This window comes from Streptosporangium nanhuense (genome assembly GCF_059358815.1).
This window is the reverse complement of record NZ_JCADBG010000001.1, coordinates 769,963-786,693: the sequence shown is the minus strand read 5'-3', so window position 1 is coordinate 786,693 and position 16,731 is coordinate 769,963. Positions and strand designations below refer to the sequence as shown.

Below are 16,731 nucleotides of genomic sequence, written 5' to 3'. Positions count from 1 at the left end.
CGTGCACACGGGCCCGGCCGGGCAGGGGTTCGTGGAGATCGTCGACGGCGTGGGCTTCCGCAGCGGTTTCGGCAACGTGATCGCGCTGCGGCACGGCGGTGAGGTGACCCTGTTCGACACGGGCAACCCCTTCGACGCGGACCGGCTGCACACCGACCGACGAGCCGGTGACCGCCGCGGTCTACTCCCACGGGCACATCGACCACGTCTCGGGTGTCGGCCCGTTCGACGCGGAGGCCGACACGGCGAGACGGCCCCGGCCGACGGTGGTGGGGCACGAGGCGGTCGCCGTCCGCTTCGAGCGCTACGTGCTGACAGGAGGCTACAACGCCGTCGTCAACCAGCGGCAGTTCCAGGCTCCCGGCCTGACCTGGCCGACCGAGTACCGCCACCCCGACGTTGCCTACCGCGACGTGATGTCACTCGGCCACATCGACCTCTTCCACGCCAAGGGCGAGACCGACGACGCGAGCGTCGGCTGGGTGTCCTCGCACCGCATCCTGCTGCCGGGCGACCTGTTCATCTGGGTCACCCCCAACTGCGGAAACCCGCAGAAGGCGCAGCGCTACCCGCGCGAGTGGGCGATCGCGCTGCGCAGGATGGTCGAGCTGCGGCCGGAGATCATGCTGCCCAGCCACGGCGCCCCGATCTTCGGCGCCGACCGGGTCGAGCAGGCGCTGACCGAGACGGCCGAGTGGCTGGAGTTCATGGTCGCGCGAACCCTGGAGATGCTCAACGAGGGCGCCAGGCTGGACGACATCGTGCGTGCCGTGCAGCCTCCCGCGCGCCTGGCGGAGCGGCCCTACCTGCGCCCGCACTACGACGAGCCGGAGTTCGTGGTGCGCAACATCTGGCGGCTGTACGGCGGCTGGTACGACGGCAACCCCGCCCGCCTCAAGCCCGCGCCCGACGCCGTGCTGGCCGCGGCGGTGGCGAAGCTGGCCGGGGGCGCCGGACGGCTGGGCGAGGCCGCGCTGGAGGCGCTGGCCTCGGGAGACCAGCGGCTGGCGGGACACCTGGCCGAGATGGCCGTACAGGCCGCACCGGACGACGCGGCGCTGCACGGGGTGCGGGCCGAGGTGTTCGCCGCGAGGGCGGAGTCGGAGGCGTCGCTGATGGCGAGGGGCGTGTTCACCTGGGCGGCCGAGGAGTCGCGCAGGGCCGCGGGAGAGTCCCCGGCCTGACCTCAGGCCGCGGTGTGCGCGGGCTCTCATTCCGCCGGGGTGAGGGGTCAGGACTCCTCACCCCGGCGGGGCACAGGACAGGCCCCGCAGACCTCCTCCGCGAGAATGGAGCCCGCCCCCGTAACCCACCGTCCGGGAGGGGACGTCTCCCGGGAACGTCCCCTCCTCCGAGAGGCAGCCATGCGGTCACCGACCTACCTGCACGACCTTCTGGTCTCGACCCTCTTCACCGAGGGGCTCGACGCGGAGCCGGACCTGTGGACGCTGGGATTCAGCGCCATCTGGATCAGGGGCGCGGACCTCGGCGCCCTCGCCCCGGCCCTCTCGCTGGATCTCGCCACCCGTACCCCGGGCCGCCTGAGCGAGACCCTCGACCGCAACATCGACGACGGGTCGTCCTGGGTGGCCGAGGCCGGAGGGTGGATCGGCATCGTGCCGGGGCACGCCGACGACAGGCTCCTGCTCTCCGTCAGCGAGGGCGGCCGTGAGGCGCTCGGCCTCCGCATGGACATCACCGGCAAAGCCTCCTTCGACTACGCCCGCGCGGGGCGCATGATCGTCTCCTTCGACCCGACCTGGCCGGAGAGGCGGTTCGGCGACGACCCGCACGCGCTCGACCACCTGATGGACGGGCTGCGCTTCCAGCTCACCGGTGACGACGGCTTCGAAAACCTCGTGGAGCAGGATGAGAGCGTCAGCTCGGCCCTGGCGCTGATCGGGCGGATCACGGAGACCGACATCGCCGGCGACTGGTTCCTGGCCACGCACTCGCACATCGGCAAAACCTCCTGACGGCTCGCGCCCAAGCCTTGCGCGCACCGCCGGCCAGGCCGGCTTTCCCGCACGTCAGGGGGTCGGATAGCGGAAGGATAGGGGGCGGATGCCGGGCGATCCTACGGTCCGGGACATGAGCACTCCGATCTTTGAGCTTTGCGACGAGTACGTCACCCGCTGGGCGGCGCTCGACCCGATCGCGGCCGGTGCCGAAGGCATCGTGTCCGACTTCGTGGCCGCCACCGACCACAGCCCGGCCGGGAGCGCCGCCCGGGCCGAGCTGATCCGTTCCACCCTGAAGCGTCTCGACGAGCTGGTGCCGACCGGTGAGCCGGACGTCAGGGCGGCCACCCATCTGCGGGAGCGGCTGGAGGCCGAGCTCGCCTGGCACGACATGGGAGAGCCGCTCCGCTGGGTGGCGGCGCCGTACGGGCTGCCCTACCGGGTGCGTTCCAGCGTCGTCCTCCTTCCCCACGGCACCGACGACGAGTGGCGCGACGTCGCAGCCCGCCTGGCGGCGATCCCGGAGATGCTCGCCGGGTGGCGGGAGAGCCTGGAGGCCGGCCTGGAGATGGGCCTGCGGGGCGCCCGCAGGCAGGCGCTGGCCATGGCGGACCAGGCCGACCAGTTCGCCGGCGCCGGCGGTACTCCCCCGGCGCACGACGCCTTCGTCGCCACCTACGGCGAGGGCCCGGTCAGGGAGGAGCTGCTCAAGGCGGCCGCGGCGGCCCACGACGCCTACGCCTTCGCGGGACGCTACCTGCGCGAGGAGTACGCGCCCCGGGCGAGCGAGGCCGACGCGGTGGGCCCCGAGCGCTACGCGGTCGCCGCCAGGATCAGCCTGGGCGCCGACATCGACCTGCGCGAGGCGTACGAGTGGGGCTGGGCGGAGCTGGAGCGCATCGGGGCCGAGACGGCCGCCGAGGTCGAGCGGATCAAGCCGGGCGCGACCATCGAGGAGGCGACCGCGATCCTCAACGAGACCCAGGCGGTCGACTCCCTGGAGGAGTACCAGTCCTGGCTGCAGGAGCGCCACGACCGGGCGGTCGAGCAGCTGAACGGCACGCACTTCGACATCCCCGAGCCGCTGCGGCGCATCGTGGCCGAGGTCGACGTGAGCTCCACGTCCGGCGCGGCCTCCTACAACGCGCCCAGCGAGGACCTGTCACGGCCGGGCCGCACCCTGTGGCCGGTCGGCGGGCGGACCCGCTTCGCCACCTGGAGCGAGCTGACCACGATCTTCCACGAGGGCGTCCCCGGCCACCACCTGCAGTTCGGCGCGATGCGCACGGCGGGGGACACCCTGTCCAGGTTCGCCAAGGTCTCCTGGGTGGACGGTCACGGCGAGGGGTGGGGCCTGTACGCCGAGCGGCTCGCCGACGAGCTGGGCTGGTTCACCGAGCCCGGTACCCGGCTGGGCATGCTCAACTGGTCGGCCCTGCGTGCCGCCCGGGTGGTCATCGACCTGGGCGTCCACCTCGACCTGCCGCTGCCCGACGGCTCGAAGTGGACCTTCGAGAAGGCCTGCGAGGTACTGCGCGACCAGGGCCGCTGCGAGCCGCACCGGGTCGAGGCCGAGGTGGTGCGCTACTTCGGCTGGCCCTCCCAGGCCATCTCCTACAAGCTGGGCGAGCGGGCGTGGGTACAGGCCCGCGAGGAGGCCAAACTGCGCTTGGGCGACGCCTTCGACCTGCGCGCCTGGCACACCGCCGCGCTGGAGCTGGGACCGGTCGGCCTGTCCAGCCTGGCGGAGGCCCTGCGCCGCATCTGCTGAAAACCGGGGCCCTCGTCACCTCTGCCGAACACCGGCGCCCTCGCCGCGACCGCCGAACACCGGCGATCCGTCGCGTCCGCTGAGCACCGGCGGTTCGCCGCGACCGGTGACGGCGTGGTCGGCGTGGTCGGCGTGGTCGGCGGCGGTACGACCGGCGGCGGTACGACCGGCGGCGAACCGCCCGGGGAGGCCCGGCCCTCGGGCCTCCCCGGGCGGTTCGCCGCCCAGGGCGTCGCGGGACCTGCCCGGCCGCCCCGTTCCGGGCCGTTCACCGCGCGGGACACCGACACGGAGTCAGGCGACGGGAGAGTCCTCCAGCTGGGCGCGTATCCGGGCGGCGATGGCGGCGGGCATCGTGTCGGCCATTTCGAGGGCCTCCTCCGAGACGCTGCGCGCCGCCTCCGTCTCGCCGACGGCGGTGTAGGCGGCGCTGAGCATGACCAGGACGCGCACCTGGTGGAGTGGCGCGTCGATCTTGTGGAACAGGCCGAGGGCCTGGTGGAAGCGGCCGATTGCCTGTTCGGTCTGGTCGACGGCGAGCGCCAGCTCGCCGAGCGCGAGCACGACCCTGGCCTCGGCGAGCCGCTCCCCCGCGGTGGTCGCCACCTCCAGGGCCTTCTGGAGGGTGGCCTCCGCCTCCTCCAGGTCGCCCCGGCGCAGCCGCGTGACGCCCAGGCCGTGCAGGGCGTACGCCTCGCCGGTCGGGTCGCCGATGTTGCGCACGGTCGTGAGCGTCTGCTCGAAGACCTCTGCGGCCGAGGGGAACTCCCCCGACCTGAGGTAGGTCTCGCCCAGCCGGTGCAGGACCTGCGCCTCCACCCGGCGGCTGCCGCCGACCCTGCTGAGTTCCAGCGCCTCGCCGAGCAGGCGCTTGGCCTCGTCGAGCTCCTCGCAGTCGAGCCTGATCTGGGCCATGCTGTGGAGCACGTACGCGGAGGCGACCTGGTCGCCGGTGCCGCGGAAGATGTCCAGCGCGCGTTCGTAGCGTTCCACCGCGTCGTCGAGGCGGCCGCCCATCCGGTCCAGGAAGGCGATGTTGCGGATGACGAGGGCCACCCCCAGGTCGTCCCCGGCCTCCTCGAACAGCTCGGCCGCCGACTCGAAGTCCCGGCGCGCGTCCCCGAAGCGCTGCTCGGCGATGTACAGCGAGCCGATCGAGTAGAGCATCGCCGCCTGCCCCCGGCGGTCGCCGGCCCGCCGGGCGGCGGCCAGGGCGACCTGGTGGGTCTCCCGCCAGTCGTCGAAGTAGATCCTCGACTCGAACAGCGTGACCGCGCTGATCGCGAGGTCCCAGCACAGCTCGACGAACCCGGCCTGCGCCGCCTGGCGGATGCCGGAGACCAGCGTCAGCCGCTCGCGCTCGTACCAGGGCAGGGGGGCCATGACCAGCTTCTCGACCAGCCGGTCGGGCAGCGGCCAGCGCGGCGCGTCGCTGTGGACCTGCACGTAGTCGCCGCCGTACTCCCGGCGGTGCGCCTCCCCGGTCAGGAAGAGCAGGCCGCCGAGCACCCTCTCCAGGGCGGCGTTGCGGTCGGCGATCGCCTCCTCGCCCGCGAGGCGCTCGCGGGCGAACACGTGGATCAGGTCGTGGAAGCGGTACTGGCTGTGCACGCCGTACCCGGAGTCGGTGGTCTCGACCAGCTGGCTGTCGGCCAGGTCGTCGAGCAGGTCCTGCGCGTCGGAGGGGTGGCAGTCGAGCAGCGCGGCGGCGACCCAGCCGGAGAAGTGCCGGGACTCCAGGATGGCCAGACGCCGGAACAGGCGGCGCGCGTCCTCGCTGACGCTCTCGTACGTCAGGGAGATGCTGGCCCTGATGCCCAGGTCCCCGTGTTTGAGCTCGTCGAGCCTGCGGGTCTCGTCCTCCAGCCGTCCCACGAGCTGGTCGATCGTCCAGTGCGGGCGGGCGGCGAGCCTGGCGCCCGCGATGCGCAGCGCCAGCGGCAGGTGCCCGCAGAGGTCGGCCAGCTCGGCCGCCGACTCCCGCTCGGCCTGCACCCGCTCGACGCCGGCGATGCGGGCGAGCAGGTCCACCGACTGCCTGGAGTCGAAGAGGCCGACGTCGAGGTGGGCGGCGCCGGGCAGGCCCGCGAGCCGGCTCCGGCTGGTGATTATCACCGCGGCCTCGGGGTTGCCGGGCAGCAGGGGCAGCACCTGGCTCTCGCTCCTGGCGTCGTCCAGGACGATCAGCATCTTGCGCCCGGACAGCAGCCCGCGGTACATCTCCGCCCGCTCGTCCACCCCGTCGGGTATCGCGTTGCCCGGCACGCCCAGCGCGCGCAGGAAGCGTTCGAGCACCTGCCCGGAGCCGACCGGGTGGGACTCCCCTCCGTGCAGGTCGGCGAAGAGCTGGCCGTCCTCGTAGCGGCCGGCGACGCTGTGCGAGACGTGCACCGCGATCGTGGACTTGCCGATGCCCGGTTTGCCGACGACGGCGATGACGGGGACGGCGAGCCGCTGGCGGTCCTCCGCCGCGAACGTGAGCTGGCGGCGGATGGCCTCGACCAGCTTGATCCTGCCGGTGAAGTCGGCGATGTCGGTGGGGAGCATGCGGGGAACCGTCCGGCGGCCGGTCGGCGCCTCCTGTGTCTCCCCGTGGCGTTGCTGCTGCTGGTGGTGTTGCTGCTGCTGCTGTGACTGCTGCTGCCGCGCCGGCGGGTCGAGGCTCTCGTCGGAGGTGAGGATGGCGTACTCGAGCTGCTGGAGGCTCTCGTTGGGCTCGATGCCCAGCTCGTCGATCATCGTCTGGCGGGCGCGGCGATAGACCGTCAGCGCCTCGGCCTGGCGTCCCGAGCGATAGAGCGCGAGCATCAGCTGGCCGCGCAGCCGTTCCCTGAGCGGGTGTTCCTCGACGAGCTCGCTGAGCTCGCCCACCAGCTCGTGGTGCCTGCCCAGCTCCAGCTCCAGATCGACGCAGTCCTCGTTCGCGTTGATCCGGCGCTCGGTCAGCTTGCCGATGGCCGACTGCACGAGCCGGCTCTCCTGGCCGTCGAGGGCGGGCCCCCGCCAGAGGGCGAGCGCGTCCCGATAGTGCTTGACGGCCTCCTCCAGGCGGTGGCCGTCGCGGGCCTGGCGGGCCTGGCCCAGGAGACTCTCGAAGTTCTGGGAGTCGAGCTGCCCCTCGGCGACCCGCAGGGTGTATCCCTGGGGGTGGGTCGCGATGACGTCGGCCCCGCCGTTGGCGGCGAACAGCCGCCGCAGCGAGGAGATGCAGATCTGCACCTGCGCGCGCGAGGTGCTGGGGAGATCCTCACCGTAGATCGCGTCTGTCAGCCGCCCGATGGTGACCATCCGGTTGGCCTCGAGCAAGAGGCAGGAGAGGACCACCTGCTGCCGGGGTGCTCCCAGATCCAGGCGCTGGGCGCCGGCGACGACCTCCAAGGGGCCGAGGATCCGATACTCCACCGAATCTCCTTACAGAATCGCGGCCTGTCCAGGAATTCACCACACGGTCGGTGTAAGAGAGACGCGAGTGACCTGACCATTCCCATGGAGGCAGGCAACAATTGACTCAACCCCACCACCATGACCTTCAGGCATATGCCCGGCGATCACAGTGGGTAATTTATGTGCATAAACATCATCAGCGGGGATCATACATCGTCGCTGGTGGGAGAACCAGTGGGATTTGTAAAGGTCTGGCCCGATTTGCGACTAACGGGTGGGTTTGAGACACGAAGAAGCGGCCGGGCCATGGACGGCTCCGACCGCTTCGGCGGACCCCGCCGCCGGCGATGACGCCGGGCGGGGGTCGCAGTTCAGCCCCAGGGAGTGTTGCTGGCGAGCACCGTGGTCCTCGTGGCCCCGTCGGCGGCGGAGGAGACGGCGGCGGTGAGACCGAGGCACCCGAGGACGGCGATGGCGGAGACGACGATCCGGAGGGCGCTGAAGCTCACGATTTCCCGCATTTTCTTACCTCTTCTTCGTGTCTTGCAGGCTGTTCACTGCTGTCCGCCTGTCTGCTTCAAAACGTAAATAGGCCTCCTATCCGCCTCTTATCCGATCCCTTCTGATCCGGCATCCGGCCTATCCGGCGCGAAAGAATAGGGGTGGGTGGCCGATGGATAGCGGGCCGAAGGCGGATGGATAGCCCTCCCCTGGAACCTGATGTGACCGAGGCCGCGTGATAAGGGTCACGCGGTCCCGACCAGCAGATGGGTAACCTCAATGAGCATCGCCACGCAGGCACTTGACGGCGTCTACGGCCGGTCCGCGGCCGGTGTCCGAGCTCGCCTGGAGCGCTCTTCTGGCGCCGGCTGGGAGCCGGTGTCCGAGGGCGAGACCGACATCGATGGAAACGTCAAAGAATGGACGGACGAATTCATGGAGCGCGGGCTCTATCGTCTCGTCCTCGCCACCGACCACTATTTCGCCGGGCTCGGCATGACCACCTCCTACCCGGAGGTCACGGTCATGTTCAGGATGCACGACGAGCGCATGCCGTACCACGTCCAGGTCGTGCTGGCGCCACACTCGTACTCGACGTGCTTCGGCGTCCGCGGGTGAGTCCGCGAGCGGTGGAATCCGTCCTGCCAAGGGAAGCGAACATGTCCGTTCAAGAATTGGTGATATCCGGCTCCGACTCCTCCGCGCGGGACGAGGGCACGCCCTCGGTCATCGCCCGGTGCCTGAGCAACTTCCGCCTGGAGGTCGACGGGCAGGCCGTCTCGCACTGGCGCGCCGGCAAGTCCCGCGCCCTGTTCCAGTACCTGCTGGTCAACCGCGAGCGGTTCGTCCACCGGGACCGGTTGCACGAGGTGCTGTGGCCGGAGCGGGAGGGGCACCACTCCAGCTCGCTCAAGGTCGCCGTGCACGGGGTGCGGCGGGTGCTCAACGAGTTCGAGGACAGGGACGGCTTCACCCTGCTCCACCAGGACCACGGGTACGTGCTGCGGACGAACAGCGCGTGGGTGGACATCGAGGAGTTCCAGCGCGCCTTCGACCGGGGCCGGACCGCGTGGGTGGACAAGGACCACGACAGCGCCATCGCGTGGTTCCAGCGGACCGCCGACCTGTACACCGGGGACTTCCTCTCCGGCGAGAGCGGCGACTGGATCAACGAGCAGCGGCAGTGGATGCGCGGGACCGCCCTGCGCGCCCTGTCCGCGCTGCGCACCGAGGCCCTGGAGCGCGAGGACTGGCCGGCCGCGATGCACTGGTGCCGCAGGGCCCTGGACATCGACCCCCACCACGAGACCACCTACCAGACGCTGATGATGATGCACGGCGAGCTGGGCGAGCTCGGCCGCGTCCTGAGCTGGTACGAGGTGTGCCGTCACCGGCTGCGCACCGACCTGGGCGTGGAGCCGAGCGAGCGCACCGAGCGGCTGCTGGCCTCGCTCATGCGAGGCCGGACCCTGCCGCCCCTGACCGGCCGGCGCCCGTGACGGCGCCATCGATAGCGCCATCGATAGCGCCATCGATAGCGCCGATGGCCCCATCGACAGCGCCCCCCGGCCGGGGGCCGGATCTGGAAGGCCTGCGCGCGGCGGTCGGCGAGTTCGCCCGATACGGCGCGGCCGACAGGTCGTGGGAGCGGCTGCTGCTGGCGACCGGGCCGCGGGTCGACCCCGCGCTCGCGGCCCATCGCCGGGCGCTGCTGGTCTGGCTGAACGCCTGGGGCTGCCGGCTGCGCTACCCGCGCGAGGGCGAGCGCGACGTCTTCTGCGCGGAGACCGCCGCCTGGTGGGAGCGCTGGGGGGAGCGCCTTCCCGGCCGGGACGCCGTGCTCGCGACGCTGGGCGACGCGGAGATCGAGGTGCTGGGCGGGTGTTACGCGGATCTGTCGGCGATGCCGGCGACCCCCGGGCCCAGACCCCGCTCCCTGGGACCGACCGCCGCGACCAAGATGCTGCACGCGCTGCGCCCGCGGGCGCTGATGCCGTGGGACGCCGCCATCGCCGACGCCCTGCACGGGGCCCGTACGGCGGAGGCCTACCGCGCGCACCTGCGAACGGGCCGGGAATGGGCGCGGCGCCTGCTCTCCGAGACGGGTCTCGACGAGCAGGCGCTGGCGGTGGAGCTGGGCCGTCCCGGGCGGCCGCTGGCGAAGATGCTGGACGACTACTGCTATCTGGCGTTCACCGCGGCGACCTGAACCGCGGCGACCTGACCGGCCCTTGAGCTCCGCCTTCACGGCCGCGGGGACGAGTTCACGGCGACGTTCGCGACCGGCGACGGTCACGGGGACGCGACCCGGACGACGGGTCGCGTCCCCGCGCTCATCGCAGCGACCTGACCAGGCTTCGCGCGGCCGTGCGGCTCGCGGCGAGCACGGTCTTGCCGGCGCCGCCGCTCCCCCCGGTGAAGGTGTAGACGCCCCTGGCCAGGGGACGCAGCGACAGCCCGCCCGTGGGGTGGTAGCACTCGACCGCGGTGACGGCCTTGACGCTCCCCCCCGGCGGCCGGTATCCGATCCTGGCCTCGGCGACGTCGAGGATCCTGCTGGTGAGAACGGGGTCTGTCGGCGTGCTTCCAGGGTTGATGTCCCATCTGTCGGTCGGCAGCCCGAGCAGGATCCTCTCCTCGGAGTACGACCTGCCGTAGAGGCCGGACGTCTCGTCGACGAACGCGTTGGGTTCCTTTCCGCCCGAGGGGCCGAGGACGTACTGGATGACCTTGGTGCGCAGTCCCGCGTCCGTCAGGCCCGTGCGGGCGAGAAGGCCCTGGGTCCACGCCCCGGCGGCCACCACGACGGCGTCGAACCTGGCCGGGCTGCCCTCCGACGGCCGGACCTCGGCCTCGGCGGTGATGCCGTCCACCTGCCCGTCGATGACGAAGGCGCCCGACCTGACGAGCTCGACCAGGAGCCGGTCGCGGAAGCCGTTCGGGGAGAGGTATCCGGCGCGCTTCTCGACGACGGCCACGCTCCCCTCCGGCAGCTCGCGGAACGTGCCGCGGGTGCTGAGCTCCGCACCGCTGACCAGGGAGATCGAGCCGGGCAGCCGGCTGCGTACCAGCTCGACCAGGCCCTCGGTGCCCGGTCCGAGGCCGGGCAGCAGGTACACCGAGCCGGTCTCCCGGTAGGAGGCCCACTCGCGCAGCTCCCGGTTCGAGTGGAGCTCGGCCAGGCTGTCGGCGGCCTCCAGGCACAGGGCCGCGTCGGGCTCGAAGGCCCTGGTCAGGCCTCCGGAGGCGGCGCTGGCGTCGGCCCTGCGGTGTGGCTCTCCCGTGTAGAGGTGGACGGCGCTTCCCCTGACGACCTCGCACAGGCGCCAGGCCAGCATCGCCCCCGCGATCCCGCCACCCACGACGGCGATTTTGATCATCGCACTCCTCCGTTCATGTAGCCGAAGCGGTCGCGGTCCGCGACTCGTCGGTCTTGTTCGGGTCCCGCATGCCGATCAGGCCCGCCACGGTCGCGATCGCGGAGAGCAGGGCCGCCCACAGCCACACCGAGCGCCCCACCTGGAACCACACCAGGGTTCCGATGACCGGCCCGATCGCGGTGCCGAGCCCGAAGACGCTCTGCATGGCGCCGATGTAGCGCCCGCGGAGCCGCTCGGGACCGGCCAGGGCGGGGTAGGCGAACGTGGTGGGTCCGCCGATGATCTCCGAGAGCGTCCAGACCAGGGTGCCGAGCATGAACCAGATCGGGAGCGGGGAGATCGCGTAGATGGCGTAGCCGACCGAGACGAGACCGAGCCCGAGCAGCGCGGTCAGCCGGATCGGCCACTTCTGCACGACCTTCGTCATCGCCAGCTCGCAGGTGATGACGATGAGGCCGTTCAGCGAGACGGCCGCGCCGTACCACCACAGGCTGATGCCGGCGGCGGAGATGTCCAGCGGCAGGGTCGCCGTGTACTGGCAGTAGACGATGGAGGTGAGCAGCATCGCGACCAGGTACATGCTGTAGCGCCAGTCGGCGAACACCGCGAGGTAGCCGGAGCGGCCCTCGGCGGGCGCCCCCTTCGCGGCCTCCGCCTCCGCCCGCGCGGCCGCGGCTCGCGCGGCGCGCGGGGCACGCTTGGGCAGCGCGAACATCACGATCCCGCCGAAGATCAGTGCCGCGGCGGCCTCTCCCCAGAACAGCGCGTTGTAGGAGACCGACAGCAGCGCGGCGCCGATCAGCGGGGCGGCGGTCATGCCGAGGTTCAGGCCGAGCCGGTACATCGCCGTGATCATCACGACCCGGTGCCTCGGCGTCAGCTCGGTGAGCATCGTCTGGGCGGCCGGTCGATAGAACTGGCCGACCGTGCTGACCATGAAGACCGCGGCCAGGATCATGGCGTAGGACGGGGCGTAGAGGATGGACACGATCAGCAGGGCCGAGCCGCCCATGCTGATCAGGGTGACCGCCCGGGCGCCGAGCCGGTCGGAGAGCGACCCCCCGGCCAGCGAGCCCACCACCGCGCCGGCCCCGTACACCCCCAGCGCGAGTCCCGCCTGGGTGGCGGAGAAGCCCCGGTCGGTCATGAACAGCACCAGGTAGATCTGGATGAACGCGGCCAGCCTGCTGATGAAGCCTCCGAAGAGCAGCGCCCTGACGGCGCGCGGGGAATCTCGCAGGGTGGCGAACACGCCGTCGTCCGGCTTGTCCGGGGGTGTTGGGGCGACGTTGTTCTCGTTCTCGATGACGGCGGTCATGCGGCTTCCTTCACCTTCAGGTGCGCCTCGGCGGCGTCCAGCGCGGCCAGGCACTCGTCGACGGTCGGGGACAGCGCGGTGGCGTAGGCGATACGCCCCCACAGGGTGCCCTTGGGCGGTGGTGAGACGGTCGCGCCCGCGGCGACCACCGGGACGACCCGGTCGATCTCCGGGGGCAGGCCGGCCTCGTCGAACTCGATCGACTCGATCGTGGTGTCGTCCTCGGCGACGTAGAAGAAGCGCACGCCGCCGACGAGCTTGCGCTCGGGGGCGAGCGCGGGGGTACGGCCGCAGGCCACCGCGGCGGCGGCCAGGCCGGGGTCGATCCCGGTGGTGAGCATCCCGAGGTAGGGGATCATGTCCCCGCCCAGGCGCGCGTTCACCTCGATGACGCGCAGTCCCCGGGAGGAGAGCTTGACCTCGGTGTGGGTGAAGCCGTCGGTGAAGCCGAGCGCGGTGTGGGTGTCCTGCAGGACGCGGCGGAACTCGGGGTCGTGCAGGAGCTCGTCCTGGGCGTCGACGAAGTGGCCCACCTCCTCGCAGTAGGGCTCGTAGCCGAGGACCTTCCTGCCGAGGAAGAGCGGGGTCACCACGCCGCCCTGGACGACGGCGTCGACGCTGACCTCGGGGCCGTCGGCGAACTCCTCGACCAGGACGGGGACCTCGAACGTCGCCCCGCCGGGGACGTGCAGGTCGTGGACGAAGGCGAACCGCTCCGCCAGCTCCCCGGGGTCCTCGACCTTGATGACGCCCAGGCTGCCGCCCAGGCCGCGCGGCTTGAGGATGGCCGGGTAGCCGACCGTCTCGGCGGCGGCCAGGGCCTCGTCGAGCGTGGAGACGGCGAGCGACCTGGGCTGGGGGACGCCGAGCGCGTCGAGCGCGACGCGGGTGAGGTGCTTGTCGCGGCAGCGGCGCACCATCTCGGTGTCGCCGCCCGGCAGGCCGAGGGCCTGCGAGACGTGCGAGGCGGCCAGGATCGTGGCCTCGTCCCAGCACAGCACCCCGCTCACGGGCTCGCGGGCGGCGAGCTCCAGCGCGGCGGTGACCAGGGCGGGGCCGTCGCCCAGGTCGGCGACGACGGTCCAGCCGGTGACGTACTCCTTCTCCCAGCCCGGCTCGGCGGCCACCAGGAGGTGGACGCGGTACTCGGTGGCGATGGAGCGCAGCAGGTACTCGCGGTAGTGCCGCATCCCCGTCGCGACCACCAGGATCAGCGGTCTGGTGTCGGTGGTCATGTCACGCCTCCTTGGCGGTGGTCACGAGCTGCTTGGCTGCGCCGTCGGCGCCGTCGGTGCCCTGCAGGGTGTCGAAGAACTCCTCGCGGACGACCTCGTCCTCGGTGGGGGCGATCCTGGCCGCCGCGTAGCGCAGCAGGGGCGGCGCCATCATCGAGGTCACGACCGCGACCAGGACGATGACCGTGTAGGACGCCGTGGTGAGGACGCCCAGGCGCAGGCCCACCATCGCGATGATCACTTCGATCACCCCGCGGGAGTTGAGTCCGGCGCCGAGCGCGAGGGCCTCCCAGCGCGTACGGCGGGCGATGCGGGCCCCCAGGTAGGCGCCGGCGAACTTGGCCGCGATGGCGACGGTCAGCACCACGACGCCGGCGACGAGCACGGGCGGCTTGGCCAGCTCGGTCAGGTCCATCCGCAGGCCGGCCGTCGCGAAGAAGATCGGCGCGAGCACCGCGGCGACGAGCGTCTGCAGGGGCGCGAGCCTGGCGACCTTCAGGTCCGGCGAGGAGCCGACGAGCGCGCCGCAGACGAAGGCGCCGAGGATGGCCTCGAAGCCCATCGACTGGGTGGCGGCGGCCGAGAGCAGGATCATGATCGTCACCGCGGCGATCGTGGTGGCGCTGCCGCCGCGGTCGGCGAGGCGCAGCACCTTGGCGACCACCCTGCGGCCGAACAGGACCGACACGGCCACGAGGCCGGCGAGCAGCGCGATCGCGGTCAGCGCGGCCTGCCCGGTGCGCGCCCCCGCGGTGGCGAGGGCGGAGACCACCGAGAGCAGGAACCAGCCGACCACGTCGTCGATGACGGCGCTGCTCAGGATGAGCTGGCCGATGTCGCGGTGGAGCAGGCGCATCTCCATGAGCACCTTGGCGATGACGGGGATGGCGCTGACGCACAGCGCGACGCCCATGAAGAGCGCGAAGACCGTGTGGTCGACGCCTTCGGCGATCATCTCGGTGGGGGCCAGGAACCCGATCCCGACACCGAGGACCAGCGGGACGACCAGCCCGAAGCCGCTGATCCAGGCGGCGCTCCTGCCCTGGCGCCGGATGAAGCCCAGGTCGAGGTGCATGCCGGTCAGGCCGACCAGCAGCAGGACGCCGAGCTGGCCGACGGCGTCGATCATGTGGAATCTGGCCGGGTCGGTGGGCAGCAGCCAGGCGGAGAACTCGGGGGCGATGTTGGCGAGCAGCGAGGGCCCGATCAGGATGCCCGCGCTGAGCTCACCGAGCAGAGCCGGCAGGCCGAAGCGGACGGAGAGGCGGCCCAGGACGGTGGCCAGGCCCAGGAGCAGCCCGAGCTGCAGCAGCAGGACCATCAGGTTCTGGGCGGGGATGACGGCGACGGGGGCCGCGGCGACGGTCACGGCGGTCACTCGCCGTTCTCGACGTAGTACCAGTTCTCCGGGCTGATCATCCCGAAGGGGTTGATCGGCTCGAAGCCGCGGATGTTGTTGGAGACCTCGAACAGCCGCAGGGAGAAGTTCGGGATGAAGATGACGGGGACCTGCTCGGCGATGTAGTCCTGGTACTCGTAGAGCGCCGCGGGGTCGTCGCTGGTCAGGGTGCGGTCGATGAGCTCGTCGGCCTTCGGGTCGGTGTAGTGGCCGAAGTTGCCGCCGGCGTCGGTCCGGAAGAGGATCTCGCCGCTCGGGTAGTGGTAGACCCAGCCGCCGCCCCAGGTGCTCAGCTCCCACAGGCAGGGGCTGTCGGGGCCGACGACGCAGGGGGCGTCCTCGGCCACCAGGACCGAGCCGTAGACCTCCTGCAGCCGCAGCTCGATGCCGGCCTTGACGGCGTCGTCGCGGAACTGCTCCATCAGGCGGGTGAGCGCGGGGCGTCCCTCGGCGTACCTGAGGGAGAAGCTGAGCTTGGTGCCGCCGGGGATGCCCGCGCCGGCCTGGCCGGGGCCCTCGCCGGGGTTGACGCAGACGGCGGGGAACGTGCTGGTGTCCCAGCCGTTGGCCTCCAGCAGCTCGCGGGCCCGCTCGGCGTCGAAGGGCAGGATCGGCGCGCCCTGCAGGGTGGGCGAGACCAGGTCGCTGACCGGGTAGCGGGGCACCGGCCCGTCCTGCCGGTAGGCGTAGCCGTGGTAGATGTCGCGGGACGCCCGGTCCTGGTCGAGCGCGTGCTGCATCGCCTGCCGGATGTAGGTCTGGGCGAGCATCTTGCCGGCGACGGTGGGGTTGTTGTAGTTGAGCGGGATGTAGCGGATGCAGAAGGCCGCCTGCGGGACCAGCGTGTAGTTGTCGCCCAGCGGGTTGGGGCCGCCCTTGGTGGGGTCGTCGGTCGGCTCGGCGCTGAAGCTCAGCGGCAGGTAGCCGACCTGGATGCCGTCGGGCGCGTCCGGCCCCTCCAGCAGTTTCTGATACTCCTCGCCGTCGGACATGAAGGGGATCTGCCGGAACTCGTCCAGGTGCGCCTTGTTCGGCCCGGAGTAGTGCTCGTTGGGGACGAAGGTGACGACGCCCTCCATGGTGTAGCTCTTCAGCCGCCACGGGCCGCTGACCACGCTCCACACCGGGCTGGTCGCCCAGTGCACCCGGTCGGAGTTGTCCTCCTCGATGACGCCGCCGTTCTCGCCCATCAGAAAGTCGTAGACGTCCGCGACGTTCTCCAGGCCGAACGAGGCGTCGGAGGGCCCGTCGGCGGTGCGGTCCCAGGCCTTGGGCATCGGGGTGATGGTGCTGAGCTGGTTCATCAGCACCCAGCGCTTGGAGTAGACCTTGTCGAAGGTGAAGTAGACCTTGTCCTCGGCGAGCTTGCCGTAGGAGACGAGGTTGTCGGGGAAGCAGCCCGGGACGTACTCGCCGTAGCGCTCGCCCTTGACCGCCATCATGTTCACCCAGAACAGGACGTTGTCCGCGCAGATCGTCTCCCCGTTGGACCACTTCCAGGGCTTGACGGTGACGGTGACGGTCAGGCCGTCCTCGCTCCACTGCGGCGGCTCGCCGATGCTGAGGTCGTAGTCGACCTCGGGGGTGCCGTGCGTGCCGAAGAAGTAGAGCGGCCGGTACATCAGGATCTGGAACTCAAGCAGGTTGCGGGTGCCGAAACGCTCCGGCGGGGTGAAGGGAAAGATGATCGAGGGAGGGAATCCGGGGGCGCAGGCCCAGGTCACCGTGCCGCCCTTGACAGGCCTCTCAACGTTCGGGCGGGCGATGGTGTTCAGGGTCATG

The 16,731-nt window shown here is 71.4% G+C and carries 13 protein-coding genes; 6 read left to right on the top strand and 7 right to left on the bottom strand.

Going from position 1 to position 16,731, the window contains the following annotated elements:
• Nucleotides 1-167: 167 nt before the first annotated feature.
• From AC5L38_RS03285 to AC5L38_RS03275, 3 genes are all read left to right on the top strand, one after another.
• Entirely contained in the window at nt 168-1,184 is a 1,017-nt protein-coding gene (locus AC5L38_RS03285; RefSeq protein ID WP_495241231.1) for an alkyl sulfatase dimerization domain-containing protein, read from the top strand.
• 180 nt (nt 1,185-1,364) lie between these two features.
• Nucleotides 1,365-1,976: a DUF6461 domain-containing protein gene (locus AC5L38_RS03280; RefSeq protein ID WP_495241230.1), complete on the top strand. Its 612-nt coding sequence runs from the start codon at nt 1,365-1,367 to the stop codon at nt 1,974-1,976.
• Between the two features lie 115 nt (nt 1,977-2,091).
• Nucleotides 2,092-3,732 carry a DUF885 domain-containing protein gene (locus tag AC5L38_RS03275; protein WP_495241229.1) on the top strand — a complete coding sequence of 547 codons (1,641 nt, stop codon included), beginning with the start codon at nt 2,092-2,094 and terminating at the stop codon, nt 3,730-3,732.
• Nucleotides 3,733-4,026: 294 nt separating this feature from the next.
• Here AC5L38_RS03275 and AC5L38_RS03270 read toward each other — a convergent pair whose 3' ends face one another.
• On the bottom strand, nt 4,027-7,134 hold the full coding sequence (locus tag AC5L38_RS03270; protein ID WP_495241228.1) for an AfsR/SARP family transcriptional regulator: 3,108 nt from the start codon (nt 7,132-7,134) through the stop codon (nt 4,027-4,029).
• A gap of 353 nt (nt 7,135-7,487) precedes the next feature.
• Nucleotides 7,488-7,637, bottom strand: coding sequence for a hypothetical protein (locus AC5L38_RS03265; protein ID WP_389907698.1), 150 nt, complete (start codon nt 7,635-7,637; stop codon nt 7,488-7,490).
• 259 nt (nt 7,638-7,896) lie between these two features.
• Between AC5L38_RS03265 and AC5L38_RS03260 the strand changes: the two genes are divergently transcribed.
• Genes AC5L38_RS03260 through AC5L38_RS03250 form a run of 3 tightly spaced genes read left to right on the top strand, consistent with a single transcriptional unit; the run spans nt 7,897 to nt 9,826 of the window.
• Nucleotides 7,897-8,235, top strand: a complete 339-nt coding sequence (locus AC5L38_RS03260) for a hydroxyisourate hydrolase (protein WP_495241227.1) — start codon at nt 7,897-7,899, stop codon at nt 8,233-8,235.
• 41 nt (nt 8,236-8,276) lie between these two features.
• Complete coding sequence (locus tag AC5L38_RS03255; RefSeq protein ID WP_495241226.1) at nt 8,277-9,116, top strand: AfsR/SARP family transcriptional regulator; 840 nt, start codon at nt 8,277-8,279, stop codon at nt 9,114-9,116.
• 44 nt (nt 9,117-9,160) lie between these two features.
• Nucleotides 9,161-9,826: a hypothetical protein gene (locus tag AC5L38_RS03250; protein ID WP_495241225.1), complete on the top strand. Its 666-nt coding sequence runs from the start codon at nt 9,161-9,163 to the stop codon at nt 9,824-9,826.
• Nucleotides 9,827-9,950: 124 nt separating this feature from the next.
• Here the strand turns inward: AC5L38_RS03250 and AC5L38_RS03245 are convergent, their stop codons facing one another.
• Genes AC5L38_RS03245 through AC5L38_RS03225 form a run of 5 tightly spaced genes read right to left on the bottom strand, consistent with a single transcriptional unit; the run spans nt 9,951 to nt 16,730 of the window.
• Entirely contained in the window at nt 9,951-10,997 is a 1,047-nt protein-coding gene (locus AC5L38_RS03245) for an FAD-dependent oxidoreductase (RefSeq protein WP_495241224.1), read from the bottom strand.
• A 13-nt stretch (nt 10,998-11,010) separates the two neighbouring features.
• Nucleotides 11,011-12,315: an MFS transporter gene (locus tag AC5L38_RS03240; protein WP_495241223.1), complete on the bottom strand. Its 1,305-nt coding sequence runs from the start codon at nt 12,313-12,315 to the stop codon at nt 11,011-11,013.
• On the bottom strand, nt 12,312-13,550 hold the full coding sequence (locus AC5L38_RS03235) for an ATP-grasp domain-containing protein (RefSeq protein WP_495241222.1): 1,239 nt from the start codon (nt 13,548-13,550) through the stop codon (nt 12,312-12,314). Before AC5L38_RS03235 ends, AC5L38_RS03240 begins: the two co-directional genes overlap by 4 nt.
• 1 nt (nt 13,551) lies before the next feature.
• The gene (locus AC5L38_RS03230; protein WP_495241221.1) at nt 13,552-14,928 is read right to left on the bottom strand and encodes a cation:proton antiporter; all 1,377 of its coding nucleotides are present in this window, start codon (nt 14,926-14,928) and stop codon (nt 13,552-13,554) included.
• Nucleotides 14,925-16,730 (bottom strand): ABC transporter substrate-binding protein, encoded by a 1,806-nt coding sequence (locus tag AC5L38_RS03225; RefSeq protein ID WP_495241220.1) that lies wholly within the window; start codon nt 16,728-16,730, stop codon nt 14,925-14,927. The genes AC5L38_RS03230 and AC5L38_RS03225 overlap by 4 nt, the downstream gene beginning before the upstream one ends.
• Nucleotide 16,731 lies beyond the last annotated feature (1 nt).

Excerpts from the sequence above, each read along its gene's own strand:
- AC5L38_RS03265 (WP_389907698.1), bottom strand. The coding sequence starts at position 7,637 with ATGCGGGAAATCGTGAGCTTCAGCGCCCTCCGGATCGTCGTCTCCGCC.
- AC5L38_RS03225 (WP_495241220.1), bottom strand. The coding sequence starts at position 16,730 with ATGACCCTGAACACCATCGCCCGCCCGAACGTTGAGAGGCCTGTCAAG.
- AC5L38_RS03260 (WP_495241227.1), top strand. The coding sequence starts at position 7,897 with ATGAGCATCGCCACGCAGGCACTTGACGGCGTCTACGGCCGGTCCGCG.
- AC5L38_RS03250 (WP_495241225.1), top strand. The coding sequence starts at position 9,161 with ATGGCCCCATCGACAGCGCCCCCCGGCCGGGGGCCGGATCTGGAAGGC.
- AC5L38_RS03280 (WP_495241230.1), top strand. The coding sequence starts at position 1,365 with ATGCGGTCACCGACCTACCTGCACGACCTTCTGGTCTCGACCCTCTTC.
- AC5L38_RS03255 (WP_495241226.1), top strand. The coding sequence starts at position 8,277 with ATGTCCGTTCAAGAATTGGTGATATCCGGCTCCGACTCCTCCGCGCGG.
- AC5L38_RS03235 (WP_495241222.1), bottom strand. The coding sequence starts at position 13,550 with ATGACCACCGACACCAGACCGCTGATCCTGGTGGTCGCGACGGGGATG.
- AC5L38_RS03240 (WP_495241223.1), bottom strand. The coding sequence starts at position 12,315 with ATGACCGCCGTCATCGAGAACGAGAACAACGTCGCCCCAACACCCCCG.
- AC5L38_RS03245 (WP_495241224.1), bottom strand. The coding sequence starts at position 10,997 with ATGATCAAAATCGCCGTCGTGGGTGGCGGGATCGCGGGGGCGATGCTG.
- AC5L38_RS03275 (WP_495241229.1), top strand. The coding sequence starts at position 2,092 with ATGAGCACTCCGATCTTTGAGCTTTGCGACGAGTACGTCACCCGCTGG.